This is a genomic window from Methylosinus sp. Sm6 (assembly GCF_019802345.1).
Classification (GTDB): Bacteria; Pseudomonadota; Alphaproteobacteria; order Rhizobiales; family Beijerinckiaceae; genus Methylosinus.
In genome coordinates this window covers 15,443-35,142 of sequence record NZ_JAINDZ010000026.1, presented here as the reverse complement: position 1 = coordinate 35,142, position 19,700 = coordinate 15,443, and the positions used below count along the sequence as shown (strand labels likewise).

17 protein-coding genes are annotated in these 19,700 nt (G+C 67.0%); 4 read left to right on the top strand and 13 right to left on the bottom strand.

Annotation, left to right across the window (positions count from 1 at the left end):
* Positions 1-25 precede the first annotated feature (25 nt).
* From K3F48_RS16475 to rfbB, 5 genes are read right to left on the bottom strand one after another with little or no spacing between them, the layout of a single operon-like run.
* The gene (locus K3F48_RS16475; RefSeq protein WP_222576523.1) at positions 26-2,929 is read right to left on the bottom strand and encodes a glycosyltransferase; all 2,904 of its coding nucleotides are present in this window, start codon (positions 2,927-2,929) and stop codon (positions 26-28) included.
* Between the two features lie 34 nt (positions 2,930-2,963).
* Positions 2,964-3,833: a glucose-1-phosphate thymidylyltransferase RfbA gene (rfbA, locus tag K3F48_RS16470; protein ID WP_222576522.1), complete on the bottom strand. Its 870-nt coding sequence runs from the start codon at positions 3,831-3,833 to the stop codon at positions 2,964-2,966.
* Positions 3,833-4,729: a dTDP-4-dehydrorhamnose reductase gene (gene rfbD / locus K3F48_RS16465; RefSeq protein WP_222576521.1), complete on the bottom strand. Its 897-nt coding sequence runs from the start codon at positions 4,727-4,729 to the stop codon at positions 3,833-3,835. The genes rfbA and rfbD overlap by 1 nt, the downstream gene beginning before the upstream one ends.
* A 10-nt stretch (positions 4,730-4,739) precedes the next feature.
* A complete protein-coding gene (rfbC, locus tag K3F48_RS16460) occupies positions 4,740-5,294 on the bottom strand; it encodes a dTDP-4-dehydrorhamnose 3,5-epimerase (RefSeq protein ID WP_222576520.1) in 555 nt (184 codons plus the stop codon).
* A gap of 29 nt (positions 5,295-5,323) precedes the next feature.
* A complete protein-coding gene (rfbB, locus tag K3F48_RS16455) occupies positions 5,324-6,373 on the bottom strand; it encodes a dTDP-glucose 4,6-dehydratase (RefSeq protein ID WP_222576519.1) in 1,050 nt (349 codons plus the stop codon).
* 365 nt (positions 6,374-6,738) lie between these two features.
* Here rfbB and K3F48_RS16450 point away from each other — a divergent pair, with 365 nt between their 5' ends.
* Positions 6,739-8,316, top strand: a complete 1,578-nt coding sequence (locus K3F48_RS16450) for an NAD(P)/FAD-dependent oxidoreductase (RefSeq protein ID WP_222576518.1) — start codon at positions 6,739-6,741, stop codon at positions 8,314-8,316.
* Positions 8,317-8,346: 30 nt separating this feature from the next.
* Here K3F48_RS16450 and K3F48_RS16445 read toward each other — a convergent pair whose 3' ends face one another.
* The 4 genes from K3F48_RS16445 to rpsD form a co-directional block, all read right to left on the bottom strand.
* Positions 8,347-9,039, bottom strand: a complete 693-nt coding sequence (locus K3F48_RS16445) for an MOSC domain-containing protein (protein WP_222576517.1) — start codon at positions 9,037-9,039, stop codon at positions 8,347-8,349.
* Between the two features lie 90 nt (positions 9,040-9,129).
* Positions 9,130-9,366 carry a thioredoxin family protein gene (locus K3F48_RS16440; protein ID WP_222576516.1) on the bottom strand — a complete coding sequence of 79 codons (237 nt, stop codon included), beginning with the start codon at positions 9,364-9,366 and terminating at the stop codon, positions 9,130-9,132.
* A gap of 99 nt (positions 9,367-9,465) precedes the next feature.
* A complete protein-coding gene (locus K3F48_RS16435; protein WP_222576515.1) occupies positions 9,466-10,137 on the bottom strand; it encodes a MarR family winged helix-turn-helix transcriptional regulator in 672 nt (223 codons plus the stop codon).
* 88 nt (positions 10,138-10,225) lie between these two features.
* Positions 10,226-10,843: a 30S ribosomal protein S4 gene (rpsD, locus tag K3F48_RS16430; protein ID WP_222576514.1), complete on the bottom strand. Its 618-nt coding sequence runs from the start codon at positions 10,841-10,843 to the stop codon at positions 10,226-10,228.
* A 381-nt stretch (positions 10,844-11,224) separates the two neighbouring features.
* On the opposite strand from rpsD, the gene K3F48_RS16425 reads away from it, so the two are divergent.
* The 3 genes from K3F48_RS16425 (at position 11,225) to K3F48_RS16415 (ending at position 14,164) form a co-directional block, all read left to right on the top strand.
* On the top strand, positions 11,225-11,767 hold the full coding sequence (locus K3F48_RS16425; RefSeq protein ID WP_222576513.1) for a hypothetical protein: 543 nt from the start codon (positions 11,225-11,227) through the stop codon (positions 11,765-11,767).
* A gap of 128 nt (positions 11,768-11,895) precedes the next feature.
* Entirely contained in the window at positions 11,896-13,227 is a 1,332-nt protein-coding gene (locus tag K3F48_RS16420) for a DUF3422 family protein (RefSeq protein WP_222576512.1), read from the top strand.
* A gap of 460 nt (positions 13,228-13,687) precedes the next feature.
* Positions 13,688-14,164: a hypothetical protein gene (locus tag K3F48_RS16415; RefSeq protein ID WP_222576511.1), complete on the top strand. Its 477-nt coding sequence runs from the start codon at positions 13,688-13,690 to the stop codon at positions 14,162-14,164.
* A gap of 40 nt (positions 14,165-14,204) precedes the next feature.
* Here the strand turns inward: K3F48_RS16415 and glyS are convergent, their stop codons facing one another.
* From glyS to greA, 4 genes are all read right to left on the bottom strand, one after another.
* Positions 14,205-16,613 (bottom strand): glycine--tRNA ligase subunit beta, encoded by a 2,409-nt coding sequence (gene glyS, locus K3F48_RS16410; protein ID WP_222576510.1) that lies wholly within the window; start codon positions 16,611-16,613, stop codon positions 14,205-14,207.
* Positions 16,614-16,833: 220 nt separating this feature from the next.
* Positions 16,834-17,829, bottom strand: coding sequence for a thioredoxin-disulfide reductase (gene trxB / locus K3F48_RS16405; protein WP_222576509.1), 996 nt, complete (start codon positions 17,827-17,829; stop codon positions 16,834-16,836).
* 99 nt (positions 17,830-17,928) lie between these two features.
* Positions 17,929-18,984: a mitochondrial fission ELM1 family protein gene (locus tag K3F48_RS24970; RefSeq protein ID WP_370631438.1), complete on the bottom strand. Its 1,056-nt coding sequence runs from the start codon at positions 18,982-18,984 to the stop codon at positions 17,929-17,931.
* Positions 18,985-19,132: 148 nt separating this feature from the next.
* Positions 19,133-19,606: a transcription elongation factor GreA gene (greA, locus tag K3F48_RS16395; protein WP_222576508.1), complete on the bottom strand. Its 474-nt coding sequence runs from the start codon at positions 19,604-19,606 to the stop codon at positions 19,133-19,135.
* Positions 19,607-19,700: the final 94 nt, after the last annotated feature.

Sequence of the window (19,700 nt, the reverse complement as noted above, 5' to 3'; positions counted from 1 at the left end):
CGGAGCGAGCCTGGACCGCGAGGCCTCAGGCTCGACCCCCATAATAATCCTCGACGAGGCGCGGATATGACCAAGACTCGTATCGCCGCCGCTTTTCCCAGAGCGCTTCGAGCGGCAGCGCCAGCAGCGCGTCATTGAGCGCGGAGGGCGCGGCGGCGAGCGCCATGTCCAGAATATGTCCCTCATCCGCCTCGCGCAGCCGTTCCGCCAGCGCGCCGATATCGAAGACGACGGGCGGCACGCCGGCCGCGAGCGCGAGCGAGAGCGCGTAGCAGAAGGTCTCGGGCAGCATGGCGGGGAAGAAGACGAGATGCGGCCGAAATTCGCCGAGCAGCCTCATGGCGACGTCGTCGGAGGGGTAATGGCCTGTCTCGCAGACGCCCTCCTCCTCGAGCTCATTGCGCAGCGTGGAGGAGCCGATGATGCGGAATTGAATGGGCAGCTTGCGCAGCCGCGCGTCGAGCGCCAGCGCATGCAGCAGCTGCGCGCCCTTGTGCACAGTGATCGCGCCGATCACCGCGAGGCGCAGAGGCGCGTCGGCGGGAAGCTGCGGCTCGAGGATCGCCGGCGGCGCATATTCATGCGGACGCAGCTGCGTCCGCACATTCGGGAAGGCGCGGGCGATGCGCGACGCGGTGTCGCGCGAGGGAACGAAGACACGGCTGGCCTTCGCGTAGAAGGCGCCATAGCGCGCCTCACGCTCGGCCGGATCGACGATCTGCGCATGCTCCTTGTCGGCGCGCGCGCAGGACCGGCAGGTCTCGACCTCTCGCTCGGCGCAGAAAGCCCCTTGCGGCGTCACCAGATGATGCCGATGGCAGAGCGCCGTATAGTCGTGCAGCGTGCAATAGAAGCCGGGCGCGGCGCGCGTGATGATCGACATCAGGCTCGTCGTCGCCGGCCAGTCGAGCCCGACGAAGGAATGGACGTGAAAAATCTCCGGGCGCAGCCAGGAGATGAAATCCTCGATCGTTTGCGCATGGCGCGCGATCGACAGCGCGCCGAGCGAGGGCGCATAGATCGCTTGCGCGCCGGCGACCTCGATCCGAATGTCGTCGCTGCGGCTCGCGCCGAGCTTCATCAGCAGGACATCGAAGCCCTCCGCCCTCAGCCGCGTCGCGAGATCGCCGATATGCGTCGCGACGCCGCCGCGGATCGCATGGGTGACCATGACCGCGACGCGCGGACGAAGGCTTTGCGCCAGGCGATAGAGATCGAGCCGCAGGCGCGCCTCCAGCGCAGGATCGGCGCGCACATAAAGCGCGACGCGCAGGGGATAGTCGGGATGCTTCGCGTTCAGCGTGAGCTGATTGGCCGCGCGCTCCGTCTTGGCGCGCTCGGCGAAGGAGACCTGGCCCGTGTGATAGACGAAGACATCATGCGCGAGGACATTGACATATCCTGCCCTGGCCGCGCGCATGCAGAAATCGTTTTCTTCGCCATAGCCGCGGCCGAAGGTCTCGGCGTCGAAAGCGCCGATCTCGTCGATGACGGCGCCGCGCATATACATGCAGAAGCCGACGCCGGTCGGCGCGATGGTGCGCGCGCCCTTGTTGCAGATCTTGGCGAAATCGTCGAGCGCGGCCAGCGAGGCCTCGAGCGCCAGCAGGTTGTCGCGATTGGCGGCGGGATAGCTGCTGATGGTCGCATTATTGGAAAAGGGCGTGATCGTCGCGATGCGCGCGTCGCTGCGCGCATGGGCGAGCAGACGATCGATCCAATCGCCATGGACGACAGTATCGGAATTGAGAATGACGACGTCACGCCGCGCGCGCCGCTCGAGCGCTCGGTTGACCGTGCGCACGAAGCCGATATTCTCGTCATTCTCCACATAATCGAACAGGCCGCGCGCATGCAGCCCGCGCAGAGCGTCGGTGAGCGCGGCGTCGGGGCTGCGGTCGTTGACGACGAGGAGATTGAATGGCGTCTGCTGCGCATTGGCGAGCACGGCGTGGATGCTCGCGAGCGTGTCGTCATAGCCCCGATAGACCGGGATGACGACGTCGACAATCGCGTCGGCGACAGTCATCGCGGCAGCGGCGACGTCCCATTCCCGCGCGCTCGGCGCCTTCGGCCGCGGCCATGGGGCGGGGCCGATGGGATTGGGCTTTCGTCCTTCCCCGCGTCCGCGGACGATGAAATGATAGAGCGGATTTTCTCCGGATGCGCGCACATCGGGATTGCCCGAGAGATAGAACGAGGTCCAGAACGCCGCGTTCGGATCACGTCCTTCGCGCCAGCCATGATCGACATAATGATCGAGCGGATCGAAATCGGCGGGATCGACGTCGGGATTGGCGCGCAGATAGAAGGCCGCGTCGAATTCGTCCGCGATCCTCGCGACGACCTCTTCGCGACGCGCGAGCGGCGCAGCGGCGCGCGTCGGCGCGCCGGACGCCATCGAGCGCGTCGCGACATGATGATAGAGCGGGCTGACCTTGGCGGCGCGCGCATGGGCGTTGGCCTCGAGATAGCCGCTCGTCGAAAAATCGGCGGAGGGATCGAAGCCCAGGCTCCAGCCGATCCGCAGATAATGATCCAGCGGCTCGGCATGAAGGTCGCCGCCGAGATATTTGAGCCGATAGAACTCCGCGTCGAAATGGCCGGCGACGACGCGCTTCTGCAGCTCGATCAGCTCCTCGTCGGACTCGGGAAAGAGGACGAGTCGTTCCTTGTGCTTGTTCGCCGCATAATGGAGCAGCGGATTCTCGCGCCGTCCGCAGCTCGGATTCTTGTCGCGATAATAGAGCGTGTGAAAGCCCCAGGACGGATTGCGTCCTTCGCGCCAGCCATGCTTCAGGAAATGCGCGAGAGGATCGAGCCCGGCGGCGGCGACGTCCGGATAGGCCGCCGCATAATAGTCCTTGTCGAAATGCGGGAGGCCGCGGCCAGCCCGCACGCCGATCATGATCGCCAATCGTCGCAGCATCCGCTCCTTACGTCCTCTTTCGCTCGTCGCTTCGTCAGCGTTCTTCGAGCACCCGCAGCAGATAGGCGCCATAGCCGCTCTTGGCGATTCTGCGCGCCGTCTCGCGCAGCGCATTCGCGTCGATCCAGCCCTTGCGATAGGCGATCTCCTCGAGGCAGGCGATGCGCTGGCCCTGCCGCTGCTCGATCGCACGCACATATTCGGCGGCCTCGAGCAGCGAAGCCGGCGTGCCCGTGTCGAGCCAGGCGAAGCCGCGTCCGAGCTTTTGCACATTGAGCTCGCCGCGCTCGAGATAGATGCAATTGAGATCGGTGATCTCCAGCTCGCCGCGCGCGGAGGGCTTCAGGCTCGCCGCGAACTGCGGCGCGCGCTCGTCGTAGAAATAGAGGCCCGTGACCGCCCAATTGGATCTCGGCTTTTTCGGCTTCTCCTCGAGCGAGCGGGCGCGTCCTTCCGCGTCGAACTCGACGACGCCGTAACGATCCGGATCGCTCACATGATAGGCGAAGACGGTGGCGCCCGGCCCGTCGCTGCGCGGCGCCGTCAGCGCCTCGATGAGATTATGGCCGAAGAAGATGTTGTCGCCGAGCACCAGCACCGAATTGCGCCCTTCGACGAAGCTCGCGCCGATCACATAGGCCTGCGCCAGCCCCTCGGGGCGCGGCTGAACGGCGTAGGAAATGGACAGGCCCCATTGCGCGCCCGTGCCGATCAGCCGCTCGAAGGAACGAAGATCCTCCGGCGTGGTGATGACCAGAATTTCGCGCACGCCCGCGAGCATCAGCGTGCTCAGCGGATAATAGATCATCGGCTTGTCATAGACCGGCATCAGCTGCTTGGAGACGGCGAGCGTCATCGGATAGAGCCTGGCGCCGCTGCCGCCGGCGAGAATGATTCCGCGCATCAGGCGTTCCTCTGAGAAGCGGCGCCGTCGAGGAGGCGATCGACGCAGGCGGCGAGCGACTCCCGCCATGATGGCAGAGCAACGCCGTGGACGCGCGCGAGCTTCGCATTGTCGAGCCGTGAATTGGCGGGCCGCTTCGCCGGCGTCGGATAATCCGCCGTCTCGATGCGGCGCACGCGCACGGGCTTGCGGCCATGCCGCTCGGCGCGCGCGAACACCGCCTCGGCCATATCCGCCCAGCTCGCTTCGCCCGCGCCGGTCATGTGAAATGTCCCGCGCAACTCCGGCGCCGGGTCCTGCGCGAGGCGCGCGGCGATCGCGAGCAGCGCATCGGCGATGTCGAGCGCGCTGGTCGGATTGCCGAGCTGATCGTCGACGACGCCCACCTCGTCGCGCGTCTCGCCGAGCCGCAGCATGGTCCGCACGAAATTGGCGCCGAACGGGCTGTAGACCCAGGCCGTGCGCATGATCGCGGCGTTCGCGCAGGCCGCGGCGACGCGCCTTTCGCCGTCGAGCTTGGAGCGGCCATAGGCGCCGGTCGGGCCGACGGCATCCTCTTCGTGATAGGGTCGATCGAGCGCGCCGTCGAACACATAGTCCGTGGAAAGATGCAGCAGCGGCGCGCCGAGCTCGGAGGCGGCCTCGGCCACGAAGCCCGCGCCCGCGCCATTGACGCGCCGCGCCAGCTCCTCCTCCTGCTCGGCTCTGTCGACCGCCGTATAGGCCGCGGCGTTGACGATCGCGTCACAGCGCGCCTCGCGCAAGGCGGCGCGCACCGATTCGCGATCGGAGAGATCGAGCCGCGGACGGCCGAGGGCGACAATCTCGGTCGCTCCGGCGCGCTCGCGCAAAGCGGTGGCGACCTGACCTTCGAGACCGGTGACGGCGATGCGCATGGCGTTTGCCCTATTCGAATGGCGCGGCGAGATCGCGAAGGCGCGGCCAGCGGCGATCCCGTTCCGAGAGAATGGCGCGCTCCGGCGCGACCGGCCAATGGATCGCCAGATCGGGATCGTCGAAGGCGAGGCCGAAATCATGCGCGGCCGAATAAATATTCGTCACCTTATAGACGACCTCCGTGTCGGGCTCCAATGTGCAGAAGCCATGGGCGAAGCCGATCGGGACGAGCAGCTGCCGCCAATTCTCGGCGGAAAGCTCGACCGCGACATGGCGGCCGAAGCTCGGCGACGCGCGGCGCATGTCGACCGCCACATCGAGGATGCGGCCGCGCACGACGCGCACCAGCTTGTCCTGCGCGAAGGGCGGCGCCTGGAAATGCAGCCCGCGGATCACATGGGTCTCGTGCGACTGCGAATGATTGTCCTGCACGAAGCGATAGTCGAGGCCGCGCTGGTCCCATTTCTGCCGATTATAAGTCTCCGAGAAGAAGCCGCGCTCGTCGCCGAATTTTTTCGGCGTCACGATCTTGACGCCGGCAAGCGCCGTATCCTCCACCTGCATATCGCCTCCGCTCCGTTTCGGCCGCACTCTCAGGCGAGACGGCCGAGCCGCTCGCCGCTATAGCCGCCCGCGCGGATCGTCCGCCACCAGTCTTCATTGTCGAGATACCAGCGCACGGTCTTGCGCAGGCCGCTCTCGAAGCTCTCGGTCGGACGCCAGCCGAGGTCGCGCTCGATCTTCGAGCAATCGATCGCATAACGCAGATCATGTCCCGGGCGGTCCGCGACGAAAGCGATCTGCTCCGCATAGGAGCCGACGCGCGGGCGAATTTCGTCGAGGATGCCGCAGATGAGCCGCACCACATCGATGTTGCGCCGTTCGCTGCGCCCGCCGACGTTATAGGACTCGCCGACGACGCCGGCGCGCGCGACCTGCAGCAGGGCGGCGGCGTGGTCCTCGACATAGAGCCAGTCGCGCACATTTTCGCCGCGGCCATAGACCGGCAGCGGCCGCCCTTCGATCGCATTGAGGATGGTGAGCGGGATCAGCTTCTCGGGGAAGTGATAGGGCCCGTAATTATTCGAGCAATTGGTGACGATGGTCGGCAGGCCATAGGTCTCGCGCCAGGCGCGCACGAGATGATCCGCCCCCGCCTTGCTGGCCGAATAGGGTGAGCTCGGCGCATAGGGCGTGTCCTCGCGGAACAGTCCCTCCGGCCCCAGCGCGCCGAACACTTCGTCGGTGGAGATGTGCAGGAAGCGGAAAGCCGCGGCGCGCGCGGGATCGAGCCGGCGCCAATAGGCGAGGGCGACGTCGAGCAGGGTGAAGGTGCCGACGACATTGGTCTGCACGAAGGCCGCCGGCCCATCGATCGAGCGATCGACATGGCTCTCGGCGGCAAGATGCATCACGATGTCGGGCTGAAATTCGTCGAAGGCGCGCGTTGCCGCCTTGCGGTCGCAGATGTCGGCGCGGGTGAAGGAATAGCGCGGATCATGAGCGATGGGCGCGAGCGAGGCGAGATTGCCGGCATAGGTCAGCTTGTCGAAGACGAGCAGCGCGTCCTGCGTCGTCTCGATGATGCGCCTCGCGACCGCCGATCCGATGAAGCCGGCGCCGCCGGTCAGAAGAACGCGCATGGTCGCTCGCTGTCCATCGCTAGTGATGTGATTCGGCTTAGCGAGCCTTCAGGCTCGCTCTCGAAGCCCATCAAATTCGACGAAGCAAACCGCTAACGGCCTGCGTCACTCGAACTGAAGCCCCTAAGGCGTCGGGCACCCTTCAATTTCATCGTTGCCAGTCTCCAAGGGCCACGCCTCCTCCCGAAACCGGCTTTGCTTGTTCGGGAGTAGGGAATTTCACCGGCATTGTAAAGCTCGCGGCCGCTCGGCCCCCGGCGGATACGTCTGTTTTGCCTTCGCCCGAGCGCCGCCGCGCGCTTTGACCGGCGCAAAACAATCGGTAAGGTCGCACGGGCCGGAACCGGTAGCGAAAGGCGTCGACAGTGACGGAAGCGAAGCAATTCGATGTGGTGGTGATCGGCTCGGGCCTCGGCGGCCTGACCGCGGGGGCTCTGCTGGCGAAACAGGGCTATGGGGTCTGCCTGCTCGAGCGCAATTTCAGCCTCGGCGGCGCCGCCTCCGTCTATAAGGTCGGCTCGCTCACGGTCGAGGCTTCGCTGCATCAGACCTCCGACCCGCGCGATCCGCGCGACGTGAAGCGCCGCATCCTCGACGAGCTCGGCATATTGGATGAAATCGAATGGATTCCGACCGGGCCGCTCTACACGGTCCGCGGCGGGCCGCTCGACGAGCCTTTCGCCCTGCCGGTCGGCTTCGCCGCCGCCAAGGACGCGCTCTCGGCGCGCTTTCCCGCCAGGGCGAAGGCGATCGGCGCCTTTCTCGATCGCATCGACCAAATCCAGGACTCGCTGTGGAACCTCTCGCGGGCGCGCGAGGATCGCTCCATCGCCAAGCTGGCCAAGGGCGTTTCGGAAATCGTCCCCGTCGCGGCCGACTGGCGCGCCTCGCTGTCCGAGGTCTTCGCGCGCGAGTTCGGCGAGGAGGAGGGGCTGAAGGCGGCGCTCGCCGCCAATCTCTTCTATTACGGCGACGACCCCAAGCGCATGTGGTTCATCTTTTACGCATTGGCGCAGGGCGGCTACATCGGCTCGGGCGGCGCCTATATCAAAGGCGGCTCGCGCCAGCTGAGCCTGAAGCTCGCCAAGGCAATCACCAAGGCCGGCGGCGTCGTGCGCCTCGGCCGCAATGCGAGCGCGATCGAGCTCGACGGCGAGGGCCGGCCCGTCGCCGTCCGCCATGTCGCGCGCAAGTCCGGCGAGGAGGAGGAGCGCGTCACCGCGCGCGTGGTGCTCGCCAATTGCGGGCCGAATGTCGCCGCCGATCTGCTGCCGGAGGCCGGGCGCGCCGCGCTCGCCGAGGCGTTCGGCGCACGCGAGCTGTCGACCTCGCTGTTCTGCGCGCATTACGGCCTCTCCGCCAAGCCGGAGACGGTCGGCCTCGCCGATTATTCGAGCATCGTGCTGCCGGCGCAGATGCGCTCTTTCGACGATTACGGCGCCGGGGCGAGCCTGCTCGGCGCAGCGCCGAACGGCCGGCTGCCCGCCTATGGCATCGCCAATTTCAGCGCCATCGATTCGGGGCTCTGGGAGACGCCGCCCATCCTGTTGAGCGTGCTGGGGCTCGACTGGATGGACAATTGGCGCGGCCTCTCGCGCGACGATGCGCGCGCGCGACGCGAGCAATGGCTCGACGCGCTGCAGGCGCGGCTCGAGCAGGATTATCCGGGCTTCTCGAGCCTCGTGCAGGAGCGCACCCTGCTCAATGCGCAATCCATGGCGGGCTATCTCAACACGCCCGACGGCGCGGTCTATGGCTTCGCCTCGCTGCCGCCGACAGAGTCCATCCTCTCGGGATTTCCGCGCACGCCGCGCACGCCGATCCCGCGCTTCTATCTCGCCTCCGCCTTCGGCGGCGAGCACGGGTTCAACGGCGCGATGCTCTCCGGCGCCGAATCGGCGAAGCTCGCCGCCGCCGATCTCGCCGAGGGCGACGCTCGGTGATTTTCGGGCGAGGCTCGCGCCCCGCCCCACTCACGCGCCCTGGAGCCGCGACGACCAGTCCTCGACCGCGCGTCGCTCGAGACGGCGCGCGGCGAGCTCGCGCCAGGGCGCGGCGAGCTCGGAAAGCGCCGCCATCCGCTCCAGCGACTCGAAATCCAGCGTGCGGCGGTAGAGCAATTCGTTCAGCCGCGCCAAGGGCCAGTCCGGCAGCGGACGCTCGATGCGTTCGAGCCGGTCGCCCGGCTGGACGATTCCCTCGCGCAGCACGCGATAATACCAGCCGGTGCGGCCGCTCTCCTGAACGCGGCGCGCCATGTCCTTGCGCGTGAAATGAGCGTTGAGCTTCCAGCAGGGCTGGCGCCCCTGGCTCACCTGCACGATGGCCGAGCCGAGCGCGAAGACATCGCCGACGCAGACATCCGCCTCGGTGAGGCCGAAGGTCGAGATGTTCTCGCCGAAGGCGGGCGCCGTGGCGAGCGAGCCGGCGAGCGCCGGCTCCTCCTCGATCCAGCGCGCGTAATGGTCGCGCGGATAGTGATGCAGCGCCTTCTCGGCGCCGCCGTGATGGACGAGATCGCCCTGGCGATCGCCGTCGAGCCCCGTGTCGCCGATGCGCCAGGGGGCCGGCGCGGCGGTCTTGGCGATGCCGCTCGGCGCGGCGCGCGGGCCGAGCGTGGCGAGAGAATGCGCGGCGAACATCGTCTCGATCGCAATGGAAACCATGGAGTCCTCGAAAAAGGCCTCGCGCGGGCGCTGTGCCCGGCGAGGCGAGTTCGGAGTCGCCGAAGTGACAACGGCGGAGCGATGTCGGGGTTATTTCAGCGCGGCGAGTTCCGCGCCGAAATTGATGTGATAGGCGCGCCCGTCGATGACGAAGGCGGGCACGGATTTGACGCCCGCTTCCTCGGCCTCGCGCAGGCGCGATTTGTCCTCGCCGAGATGAACGACTTCGACATCGAACTCCTTCGGGTCGAGGGCGTTCGCAAAGGCGGTCTCCGCATCCGCGCAGACCGGGCAGCCTGCGTGATAGAAGGTCGCTTTCCGAGCCATTGCCTTGGTCCTCCTCTGTTTGGCCTATCGAGCGGCCCGCCTCGCGAGCCGCTTTTCCAAGGGCGGCGGATGGCCGACCCCGGGAAGCTTTGGACGCCCTCAGCCGCCCGGCGGCGCGGCGGCCGCGCGCAGAAATTCGGTCCAGGCGGCGTCGCGCTGCGCCTGCGGCGCCTCCTCCTGCTCGGGGCAGTCGAGACGCAAATGGCGGCCGCCGAAAGCCGCATCGACCAGAGCGCAATGATGCGGCAGCTCCGCATCCTCGTGCAGGAACGGACGAAAGTGGCGGCAGTCGACGCAGAGCCGCTGCGGCGCGATCGCCTTCGCCTCCTGCAGCGCGCGAATGGTCTTGATGACGAGACGGAGCAATTCCTCCTGCTCCGGCGGGGGCAGCGTCGCCAGCGCCCGCTCGATCGACGAGTCTTCGGTCTGCGCGGCGAAGGACGCCTCACGTCCGGCGGCGGTGGCGCGCAGCAGGACGGCGCGTGCATCTTCTGGGTCCGGCGTCTTGGTCACGAGGGCCTTGCGCACGAGCGCGGCGACCGAATCCGTCGCCGTCGGCTGTGAGACGGCGAGATGATCGGCGACGGCGCGCAGCCGCACGCCCTTGTCGCCGCGCCCGGCGACGAAGGCGAGCGCGTCGAGCTGGGTCGGCGTGAGCGCGGCGCCCTCGGCGGCGCTCCAGCGCTCGGACCGCATCGCGGCGCCGATGCGGTCGAGCCCCTCGCGCAGGCGACGAGGAAGCGGAGTGGAGAGCGCGTCGAAGGGCGTCATGCGATTAACATAGGACTCCTATTTATTAGCGTCAAGCAGAAAGGGCGTCCCCTCGGGGACGCCCTCGCATGGCAAATCGCGCGGGTCGTCAGCGCGAATAGAATTCGATGACGAGATTGGGCTCCATCTGCACCGGATAGGGCACCTCGGCCGGCAGCGGCACGCGCGTCATCTTGGCGACCATCTTATTGTGATCGACCTCGTAATACTCCGGCACGTCGCGCTCGCCGAGCGCGACCGACTCGAGCACCGTGATCGCCTGCTTGGAACTCTCCTTCACCTCGACGATATCATCGATCTTGACGAGATAGGAGGGGATGTTCACGCGGCGGCCGTTCACCTTGATGTGGCCGTGATTGATGAACTGGCGCGCGGCGAAGACGGTCGGCACGAATTTGGCGCGATAGACCACGGCGTCGAGACGGCGCTCGAGCAGGCCGATGAGATTGTCGCCCGAGTCGCCCTTGAGGCGGATCGCCTCCGCATAATATTTGCGGAACTGCTTCTCGGAAATGTTGCCGTAATAGCCCTTGAGCTTCTGCTTGGCCTTCAGCTGCGTGCCGAAGTCGGAGAGCTTGCCCTTGCGGCGCTGGCCATGCTGGCCCGGGCCATATTCGCGCCGGTTCACCGGGCTCTTCGGGCGGCCCCAGATGTTCTGACCGAGACGGCGGTCGAGCTTATATTTGGATTCGGCGCGTTTCGTCACTTGCTGCGTCCTGTTCTCGCGTCCTCGCACGGGAAAAGCACGCCGCTCCCGCCCCCTCGAGGGCGAGCTGCGCCGAACCACGTTCCCGCGCCGAGGGACATTTCCTGGCGTCGAAAGAACGCGCCCTCCTCTGCCGGATGATCCGGCCGACAGGCCCTCCTCGGACGAAGATTCACGAGGACGACCACGGGTGCGCGCCGGCGGAAGCTCTCGCCTCGACCGGACGCCGGCTTGCTAAGCGCCCGAAGCGCGAAAGTCAAGGCGGCCTGCGCATGCGCCCACTCTCGACGAGAATACGATTTCATATTATTTTAATAAATTGCGAGTGGGGGCTCGTTCTCCGGCGCGCGCGGTCTCGCGTCGCCGGCGAGGAGGCATGTCATGTCCTATCCCGTCCATTTGGGAGCCGCTGCGGCTCTCGGCGCAACAATCGCACTCACCTTTGCTCCATCCGAAAGCGCGGCGGCGCCGACCAGCGTCGCCCCGACGTCAGTGGTCGCCTTGCCGTCGCAGGTGGCGACAGTCGGCTATTATTGCGCCCGGCGCCATCGCCACGTCAGGCGCGTCTACCATTATGTTTACGGAGCGAGCCCCGCGCCGGTCGTGACGACCTATCGCGTTTATTCGAGCGCCCCTTATTACTACGACTATGGCTACGGCTATCCCTCCTATGGCTATCCCTCTTACGGCTATGGCTGGAGCGCGCCGGTCGTCTGGGGCGGCGGCTGGGGCTATCGCCGCTCTTACGGCGGCTGGGGCGGCGGTTGGGGCGGCCATCGCCATTTCGGTCATTGGGGCGGCGGCGGATGGGGCGGCGGCGGCTTCCATCATGTCGGCGGCTGGGGCGGCGGCCGGGGGTTCGGCGGCGGATTCCACCATGGCGGTTTCCATCACGGCGGCTTCGGGGGATTCCACGGCCATTGACGATTTAGCGCTGTCTCGCGCCGGGCCGATGCGCCCGGCGCGTCTCGATTCGTCGCATTCCCTCATCCGCTGGAGCCGGTATGCTCGTCTCCGATTCGTGAGAGGCGCGAGAGAAGAGCGACAGCGACATGGAACGAGACCACGAGGGCCGTCCGAGCGCGGCGAGCCGATTCGAGGAGCACGAAGCGCGCGCCGCAATTCTCGCGGAGCTGCATGCACGGCCCTTCCTGCCGATCGAGGCGCCCCAGCGCATCTATCATTTCGCCTTTGCGACGAATGAAGAGGAGGCGCGCGCCGATCGCGCCGCGCTCGCCGGGCTGCTCCGCTCGCATATGCTGCCGCCGCCGACCGGCGACGCCAAGTTCCAGCGCCTTACGATCGGCGACTGGCGGCTGCGCTGGGAGCAGCATACGGAATTCACCACCTACACCTGGTCCACGCAAAAGGACGCCGGCGAGCCCTTCGCTCATCCCGACCCGCTCGGCGCCGGCGAAATCGCCTTCCCCTCGCCGGGCCGGCTGATCGTCGCCACCCATCTCTGCGCCATCGAGAGCGGCCATTCGCACGAGATCTATGCGCAGCTGTTCAACTCGCAGAGCCTCTGCCTCGTGCGCGCGGCCAAGGGCGGCGCGCATGTGCTGACCGATTTCGCGGTGGACCCCTTCGGCTTCACGCGCCTTCTGGTGAAGACGAACGGGATCGGCGCTCTGGAGACCGGGCGGCTGCTGCAGCGCGTATTGGAAATCGAGACCTATCGGACGATGGCGCTGCTCGGCCTGCCGGAGGCGCGCGGCGCCGGCGCGCAATTGCGGGCGATGGAAAGCGAGATTTCCGACATCACCCATGCGCTGAGCCAGACGCAGGACATGCGCACCAGCCGCGATCTCTTGAAGCGCTCGAGCGATCTCCTCGCCAAGAGCGAGGCGCTGTCGACGCGCACCGCCTTCCGCTTCGGCGCCAGCCGCGCCTATCAGGCCATCGTGAAGAATCGTCTGGCGCTGATCCAGGAGGCCAAGGAGAGCCACTACACCACCATCTCCGCCTTTTTCAGCGCGCGGCTCGATCCGGCGATCGAGACCTGCAACGCCTTCGAGGCGCGCCAGGGGCGGCTCGCCGCCCAGGTCGAGCGCGCCGTCGATCTGATGCGCACCGGCATTACGTTCGAGCTCGAGCAGCAGAACCGCGATCTGCTCGACGACATGAATCGCCGCGCCCGGCTGCAGATGCGGCTGCAGAAGCTGGTCGGCGGCCTTTCGATCGCCGCGCTCAGCTATTACGTCGCCGGCCTGTCCCTCTATTTCTTCAAAGGCGTGAAGGACGCGGGATTCCTGCCTTTCGGCTTCACCGGCGAGGAGGCCGCCGCAGCGGCCATGCCCTTTGTCATTTTCGGCGCCTGGGCGTTCTGGCAGCGGGTGAAGCGCCTCTCGGCGAAGGCGCAGGAGGAGGAGCGCGTCAGCTGACGCGCTCTTTGAGCCCTCGATCTACTCGAATTTTATGCAACTCGACTTACTCCGGCGAGCAGATTCGATAGAATTGTTCTTATTTCCATGCGCCGCACAGCGCGATTTCCGCTCGGCAGCACAATTACGGATTGCATCAAGCACTTGTAAATTAAAGCGCTTTTTGAATCCGCGAGCGAGGGTGTGCGAGGCATAAGTAAATGTCCTAATTTTTGTTTCGGTCATGAACAAGTATTGACGAGCATCGACTCCAGCTAGCGGCCAGACTGCGCCGCCGAACCAGACAAGAAGAGGACAGAATATGAGCAGAATGCCACGTACGCATTCGATCAATTTGAATGATTTCTTTCCTTGATTGCACCCATGGCTGGTCGATCGATAAGAGGCGCCTTTGTCCTCGCGAGCCATACGCCGCCCCAGCGGGCGTGGTCTCGTTTGCGTAACGCGTAAGGAGCTCAACATGATTTCTGTGTCGGAATGCGCGGCCCTGGCCGGCCTCTCCTCCAACGAGCTGGTTCTCGGCGCCTCCCCTTCTGCGAAGCACCGCTCGCTTTTGTCGAGCTATCTGCTCAACGCCCATCGCGGCCTCGAGGCGGTGCGCGAGCTGATCGTCGCCGATCTGCGCCGCTTCCTCGATCTCGGCGTCCCTGCGCGCGCCGCCGATCTGCTGATCGTGCTGCGCATGCTGCTGACCCATCACCCCGAAGCGCGTCGCCCCGACCTCCTCTACGCGCCGCGGCGGCCCGGTTTGGTCGAGGTCGCGCTCGCCGATCTCGAGGGGTTCCACGACAATCGGCAAGCGGGAGTGGTGCTGTCCTTCGCGCGCCGGACGCGGCGCGTCGAGCGCAGCGAGCCGGCCGGCTATTTCGATCGCGCGAGCGAGTCGGTCGCGGCGCGGCGCAGCGCGCGGCCTATTCAGCTGCGCGGCGACAGCTGAAGGCCGGCCGCCGGACCCGCCGGCCGCCCGGCGCGCAGGGTCACGCCACCTTGGCGAAATCCGCGACCTGCAGCATCGCGCCGCGCAGCTCGGCGAGCAGGCGCAGCCGATTGAGGCGCAGCTTCGGATCGTCACAATTGACCGTCACCGTGTCGAAGAAGGCGTCGACCGGCTCGCGCAGCTTCGCCAGCGCCTGCATGGCGCCCTCGAAATTCTCCTTTTCGAGCCGCTCGCCGGTCTCCTCGCGCGCGCGCTTGATCGCGGCGGCGAGCTTGTGCTCGGGCATCTCCATGCGCAGATTGGGATGATGCGGCTCATCATAGGCGCCGGCGCCGTCCTTCTTCTCCTCGATCTTGAGAATATTGGCGGCGCGGCGAAAGCCGGCGAGCAGATTCTTGCCGTCATCCGTATCGAGGAATTTGGCCAGAGCCTCGACCTTGCGGGTGATCGTGAGCAGATCGTCTTGCATGTTCGCGCTCCCTTCTCCCGCTCGCGGGAGAAGGTGGCCCCGCCAAAGGGCGTCCGCAAGGACGCCCGTCGCAACAGGACGGGCTTTGGCGGGGTCGGATGAGGGTACAGCTCCCAGCGCCGCATCGATCAGGTCATATCGCGCGCCGCGATCGCGAAGATAGACCTTCAGGCGATCGATGAAGAAGGCGAGGAGGTCGGCAGCATTCGCCTCGAGCAGCGACGGCAGCGTTTCGCGCATGAAGATTTCTGCTTGCGCGGACGGAGCCTGCGCGCCCTTTTCGCGGCCGATCGCCGCCAGCTGCTTCTCTATGTCCGCGCGCAGATGCGCCTGCGCATCCGCCGTGAGGCTCGAGGCTCCATTCGGCGACAGATCGGAGGCGACGCGATTGACCTCGCCCGTCACCAGCTCGCGCAGCGGCGTCCGCGCATCGAACCACACCGGCAAGCGCGCCATCGCGAAGGCTTCGCGCAGCGGCAGCCGCAATCCATTCTCGAGCGCGACGCGAATGACGCCGAGCGCCGCCCGACGCAGCGCATAAGGGTCCTTGCTCCCCGTCGGCTTCTCGTCGATCGCCCAGAAGCCGACCAGCGTGTCGAGCTTGTCGGCGAGCGCCACGGCGATCGACACCGGACTGGTCGGAATGCGGTCGTTCGGTCCCTGCGGCTTGTAATGCTCCTCGAGCGCCGCAGCGACATCCGCGTCCTCGCCCTGCGCCGCCGCATAATAGCGGCCCATCAAGCCCTGCAGCTCGGGGAATTCGCCGACCATTTCGGTGACGAGATCGGCCTTCGCCAGACGCGCCGCACGCTCGGCCTTGTCGGCGTCGGCGCCGACCAGCGGCGCCAGCTCGCGCGCCAGCGCGGCGATGCGGCTCACGCGCTCGCCCTGGGTCCCGAGCTTCTCGTGGAACACGATGTTGCCCAGCTTCGGCAGGCGCTCCTCGAGCTTGGTCTTCAGATCAGTCTCGTAGAAGAATTTCGCATCCGAGAGACGCGCCGCGATCACGCGCTGATTGCCGCCGACGATGGTCGCGCCGCCATCGCTCGCCTCGACATTGGCGACGAGGATGAACTTGTTGGCGAGGCCGCCGTCGTGGCGCTTCAGCACGAAGCACTTTTGGTTGACGCGAATGGTCGCGCGAATGACCTCGGGCGGAATGGCGAGGAAGCTCTCGTCGAAAGAGCCCATCAGCGTGACCGGCCATTCGACGAGGCCGGCGACTTCTTCCAGCAGCGCCGCGTCCTCGACCAGCTCCAGCCCCTGCGCCATGGCGAGATTGCGCGCGTCATGCAGCACGATGTCGCGCCGCCGCGCCGCATCGAGCACGACCTTCGCCTTCTCCAGCGCCGGAACGTAATCGTCGAAGCGCTTCACCGAAAAGCCCTGCGGCGCCATGAAGCGATGGCCGAAAGCGACATTGCCGCTGTTCGTCCCATCGACGGCAAAGCGCACCACCTCGGGCGTCTCCGTCTCGGGGCCGAAAGTGGCGAGGATCGACTGCAGCGGCCGCACCCAGCGCAGCGAATCGGAGCGAACGGAGGCTGCGCCCCAGCGCATCGACTTCGGCCAGGGAAAGCCCTTGACGATTCCCGGCAGAACCTCCGCCAGCACCTCGATCGTCTCGCGCCCGGCGCGCTCGATCACGGCGACATAGAACTCGCCTTTCTTGGCGTCCGTCTCGATCTTCGCATCCTCGAGCGAGGCAAGGCCGGCGCTCTTCAAGAAGCCGGCGATGGCCGCCTCGGGCGCGCCGACGCGCGGGCCCTTCTTCTCCTCGCGCACATCGGGCTGGCGCGCCGGCAGTCCGGCGACATGCAGCGCGAGCCGGCGCGGCGTCGCATGAGCGGTCGCGCCCTCATAGGCGAGCCCGCGCTCGGCGAGCGCGCCGCAGACGAGCCGCTGCAGATCATCCGCCGCCTGGCGCTGCATGCGGGCGGGAATTTCTTCGGAGAAGAGCTCGAGGAGAAGGTCGGGCATCGCTCTATCTGGATTGGAGTGAAGAATTCGTCGCAATCTCCACCCTCCCCTCGAGGGGGAGGGGCGGCGTGCCATAGCCCGGCGCTTGCGACGGGCGTTCTTGTGGAACGCCCTTCGGCACGACGGGGTGGGGCGTCCCCCGTGTCTCGCGGCGCGGACCCCACCCCGCGCCTGCGGCGCGACCCTCCCCCTGAAGAGGAGGGTGGGCGCGCGCGATCTGTCACAACGGCTCCTCAGAGGCGAGCGCTTCTCCCGCCGGGACGGGCGCATCGAGAAGATATCGCTCCACGTCGAGCGCCGCCATGCAGCCGAGGCCGGCCGCCGTCACCGCCTGGCGATAGGTCTCGTCGGCCACATCGCCCGCTGCGAACACGCCGGGGATGTTGGTGCGCGTCGTGCCCGGCTGCACGAGAATATAGCCCGAAGGCTTCAGCTCCAGCTGGCCGACGAACAGCTCCGAGGCCGGCTGATGGCCGATGGCGATGAACACGCCGTCGACGTCGAGCGTCTGCGTCGCGCCGGTCTTCACATTTTTCACGCGCGCGCGGGTGACGGAGAGCGGAGCGCTGTCGCCCAAAATCTCGTCGACCGCATGGTCGAACAGGATGGACACATTGGGCCGCGCAGCCAGCCGCTCCTGCAACACACGCTCGGCGCGGAAGACGTCGCGCCGATGCACGACGGTCACATGCGCGGCGAGCTGCGAGAGATAGAGCGCCTCCTCCACCGCGGTATTGCCGCCGCCGACGACAAGCACCTTCTTGCCCCGGAAGAAGAAGCCGTCGCAGGTGGCGCAGGCGGAAACGCCATAGCCCTTGAACGCCTCCTCGCTCGGAATGCCGAGCCATTTGGCTTTCGCCCCCGTCGCGACGATCAGCGCATCCGCGGTGTAGAGCGTGCCGGAATCGCCAAGGAGCTCGAACGGCCGCTGGCCGAGCCGCGCCTCGACGATATGGTCGGAGACGAGCTTGGCGCCGACATGCTCGGCCTGGGCGCGCATCTGATCCATCAGCCAGGGGCCCTGGATCGGCTCGGCGAATCCGGGGTAGTTCTCGACGTCGGTGGTGATCATCAGCTGGCCGCCTTGATCGAAGCCGGCGATGACCACGGGCTCCAGCATGGCGCGCGCCGTATAGATCGCGGCGGTATAGCCGGCGGGTCCGGAGCCGAGCACGATGACGCGGGCGTGCAGGCGGCTCTTATCGTCTGCGGACATGAACGGGGCCTTTGCGAAATTTCTGCCGCGCGAACGGCGCGGCGCGCTCGGATGAGCGCAATCTAGTCATTCTCGTTCGCGCCGCAACCATCGCCTTCCTCAGGCAAATCGGGCGCCGCCGGCGAATCGCCGATAGGCGCGCGCAATTTCCTCCGCCAGCCCCGGCGTCGAATTGACGGGCTCGTAGGACCATCGTTCCATCCGCCCCGTCCAGGGCCGCGCCGCGCCCCGCGCCTCGAGGCCGGCGAGGAAGGCGGCGATCTTGGCCGAGCCGCCGCCGGGCGCGAACACATGGACCGGCGCGCCGGTCGCCGCCGCCTCCGCGACCATATTGACGCTGTCGCCGGTGACGAGCAGCGCATCGGAGCAGGCGAGGATGGAGAGATAGGGATTTTCTCCCTCCCCGTCCCAGAGGAAAGCGCGCGGAATATGGGCGCGCGTCCCTTCTCCCACTCGTGGGAGAAGGTGGCTCCGCGCAGCGGGGTCGGATGAGGGTCCGCGCCATCCTTCGAACTCGCCGAAGCTGCGCGGCCCCTCATCCGATCCGACTTCGTCGGGCCGCCTTCTTCCGCGCGCGGGAGAAGGCGGGGCGCCCGTGGAGTCCGCGAACCTCTGCCGCAAGGCGGCCGCCAGCCGCGCAGGCGTGCGCCGCGACAGCGTCGCCGCGACGCTCCACCCCTCGTCCAGCAGCCCGCGCGCCGCCGCCGCCAGCTCGGCGACATCCCTCTCCGAAAACCGGAAATGCCGGCTGTCACCGCCGACGAGCAGCCCGGCCACCGGCCCCGACAGCGCGCCGACGCGCGGATCGGGCGCGGCGCGCGCCTGCGCCAGAAGCTGCGGCGTCAGCCGGTTGGGCGGCGTCAGCGGCGTCAGCACATCGGCGCCCGAAGAACCATCGTGGCGCGGCGCGACAATGAGATCGGCGGTCCCCTGCCCGGTCGCGGGCTTGTTGACATAGACGGTGAAGGCCGCGCCGCCCGATGCGCGCTTCACATGGCGCAGATAAGGAATGGTTCGCCGCCCGCAGGCGATCACGAGATCGGGAAACGGCGGAGCGACGAGGCTCGCCTCGCGAGGATCGATCGGGCCGAAAGGGGCGAGCGCGGCGATCAGTCGCCGCGGCGCGATACGGACGAGGCGGGGAGCGACGCCCAACGCCTCGGCGAGCCCGAGCGTCTGCGCCTCATGACCGGCGCGGCCGTCGGAGAGAACCCAGACTGACGCAATGTCGCCAGCGCCCTCGCCGTTCTCCCTTCTCCCGCTCGGCGGGAGAAGGGAGCGCGAACCTCGTCACACTCGCGGCTCAGACGAACGCCACCTTCAGTATCTCATAGCTCTTGCCGCCGCCGGGCGTCTTCACCTCGACAGTGTCGCCCGCCTTCTTGCCGATCAGCGCGCGGGCTATGGGCGAGGCGATGGAGACGCGGCCGTTCTTGGCGTCGGCTTCCGGCTCGCCGACGATCTGATAGGCCTTCTCCTCTTCGGTGTCCTCGTCGATCAGCGTGACCGTCGCGCCGAATTTGATGGTGTTGCCGGAGAGCTTGGAGACGTCGATGACCTCGGCGCGGGACAGCTTGTCCTCGAGCTCGGCGATGCGCCCCTCGTTCAGCGACTGCGCCTCCTTGGCGGCGTGATATTCGGCGTTTTCCGACAAATCGCCGTGCGAGCGGGCCTCGGCGATCGCCTGGATGATGCGCGGGCGCTCGGTCTGCTGACGATGCCGCAGCTCGGTGTCGAGAGCGGCGTAGCCGGCGGCGGTCATGGGCACCTTGTCCATCTCTCTTGCTCTCTGCTTCTCGGATTCTGGCCGGGTTCGACGCCTGCCAAAAAATCCTGCCGCCGCCGGCCTCGCGAGAGACGCGGCGGACGAT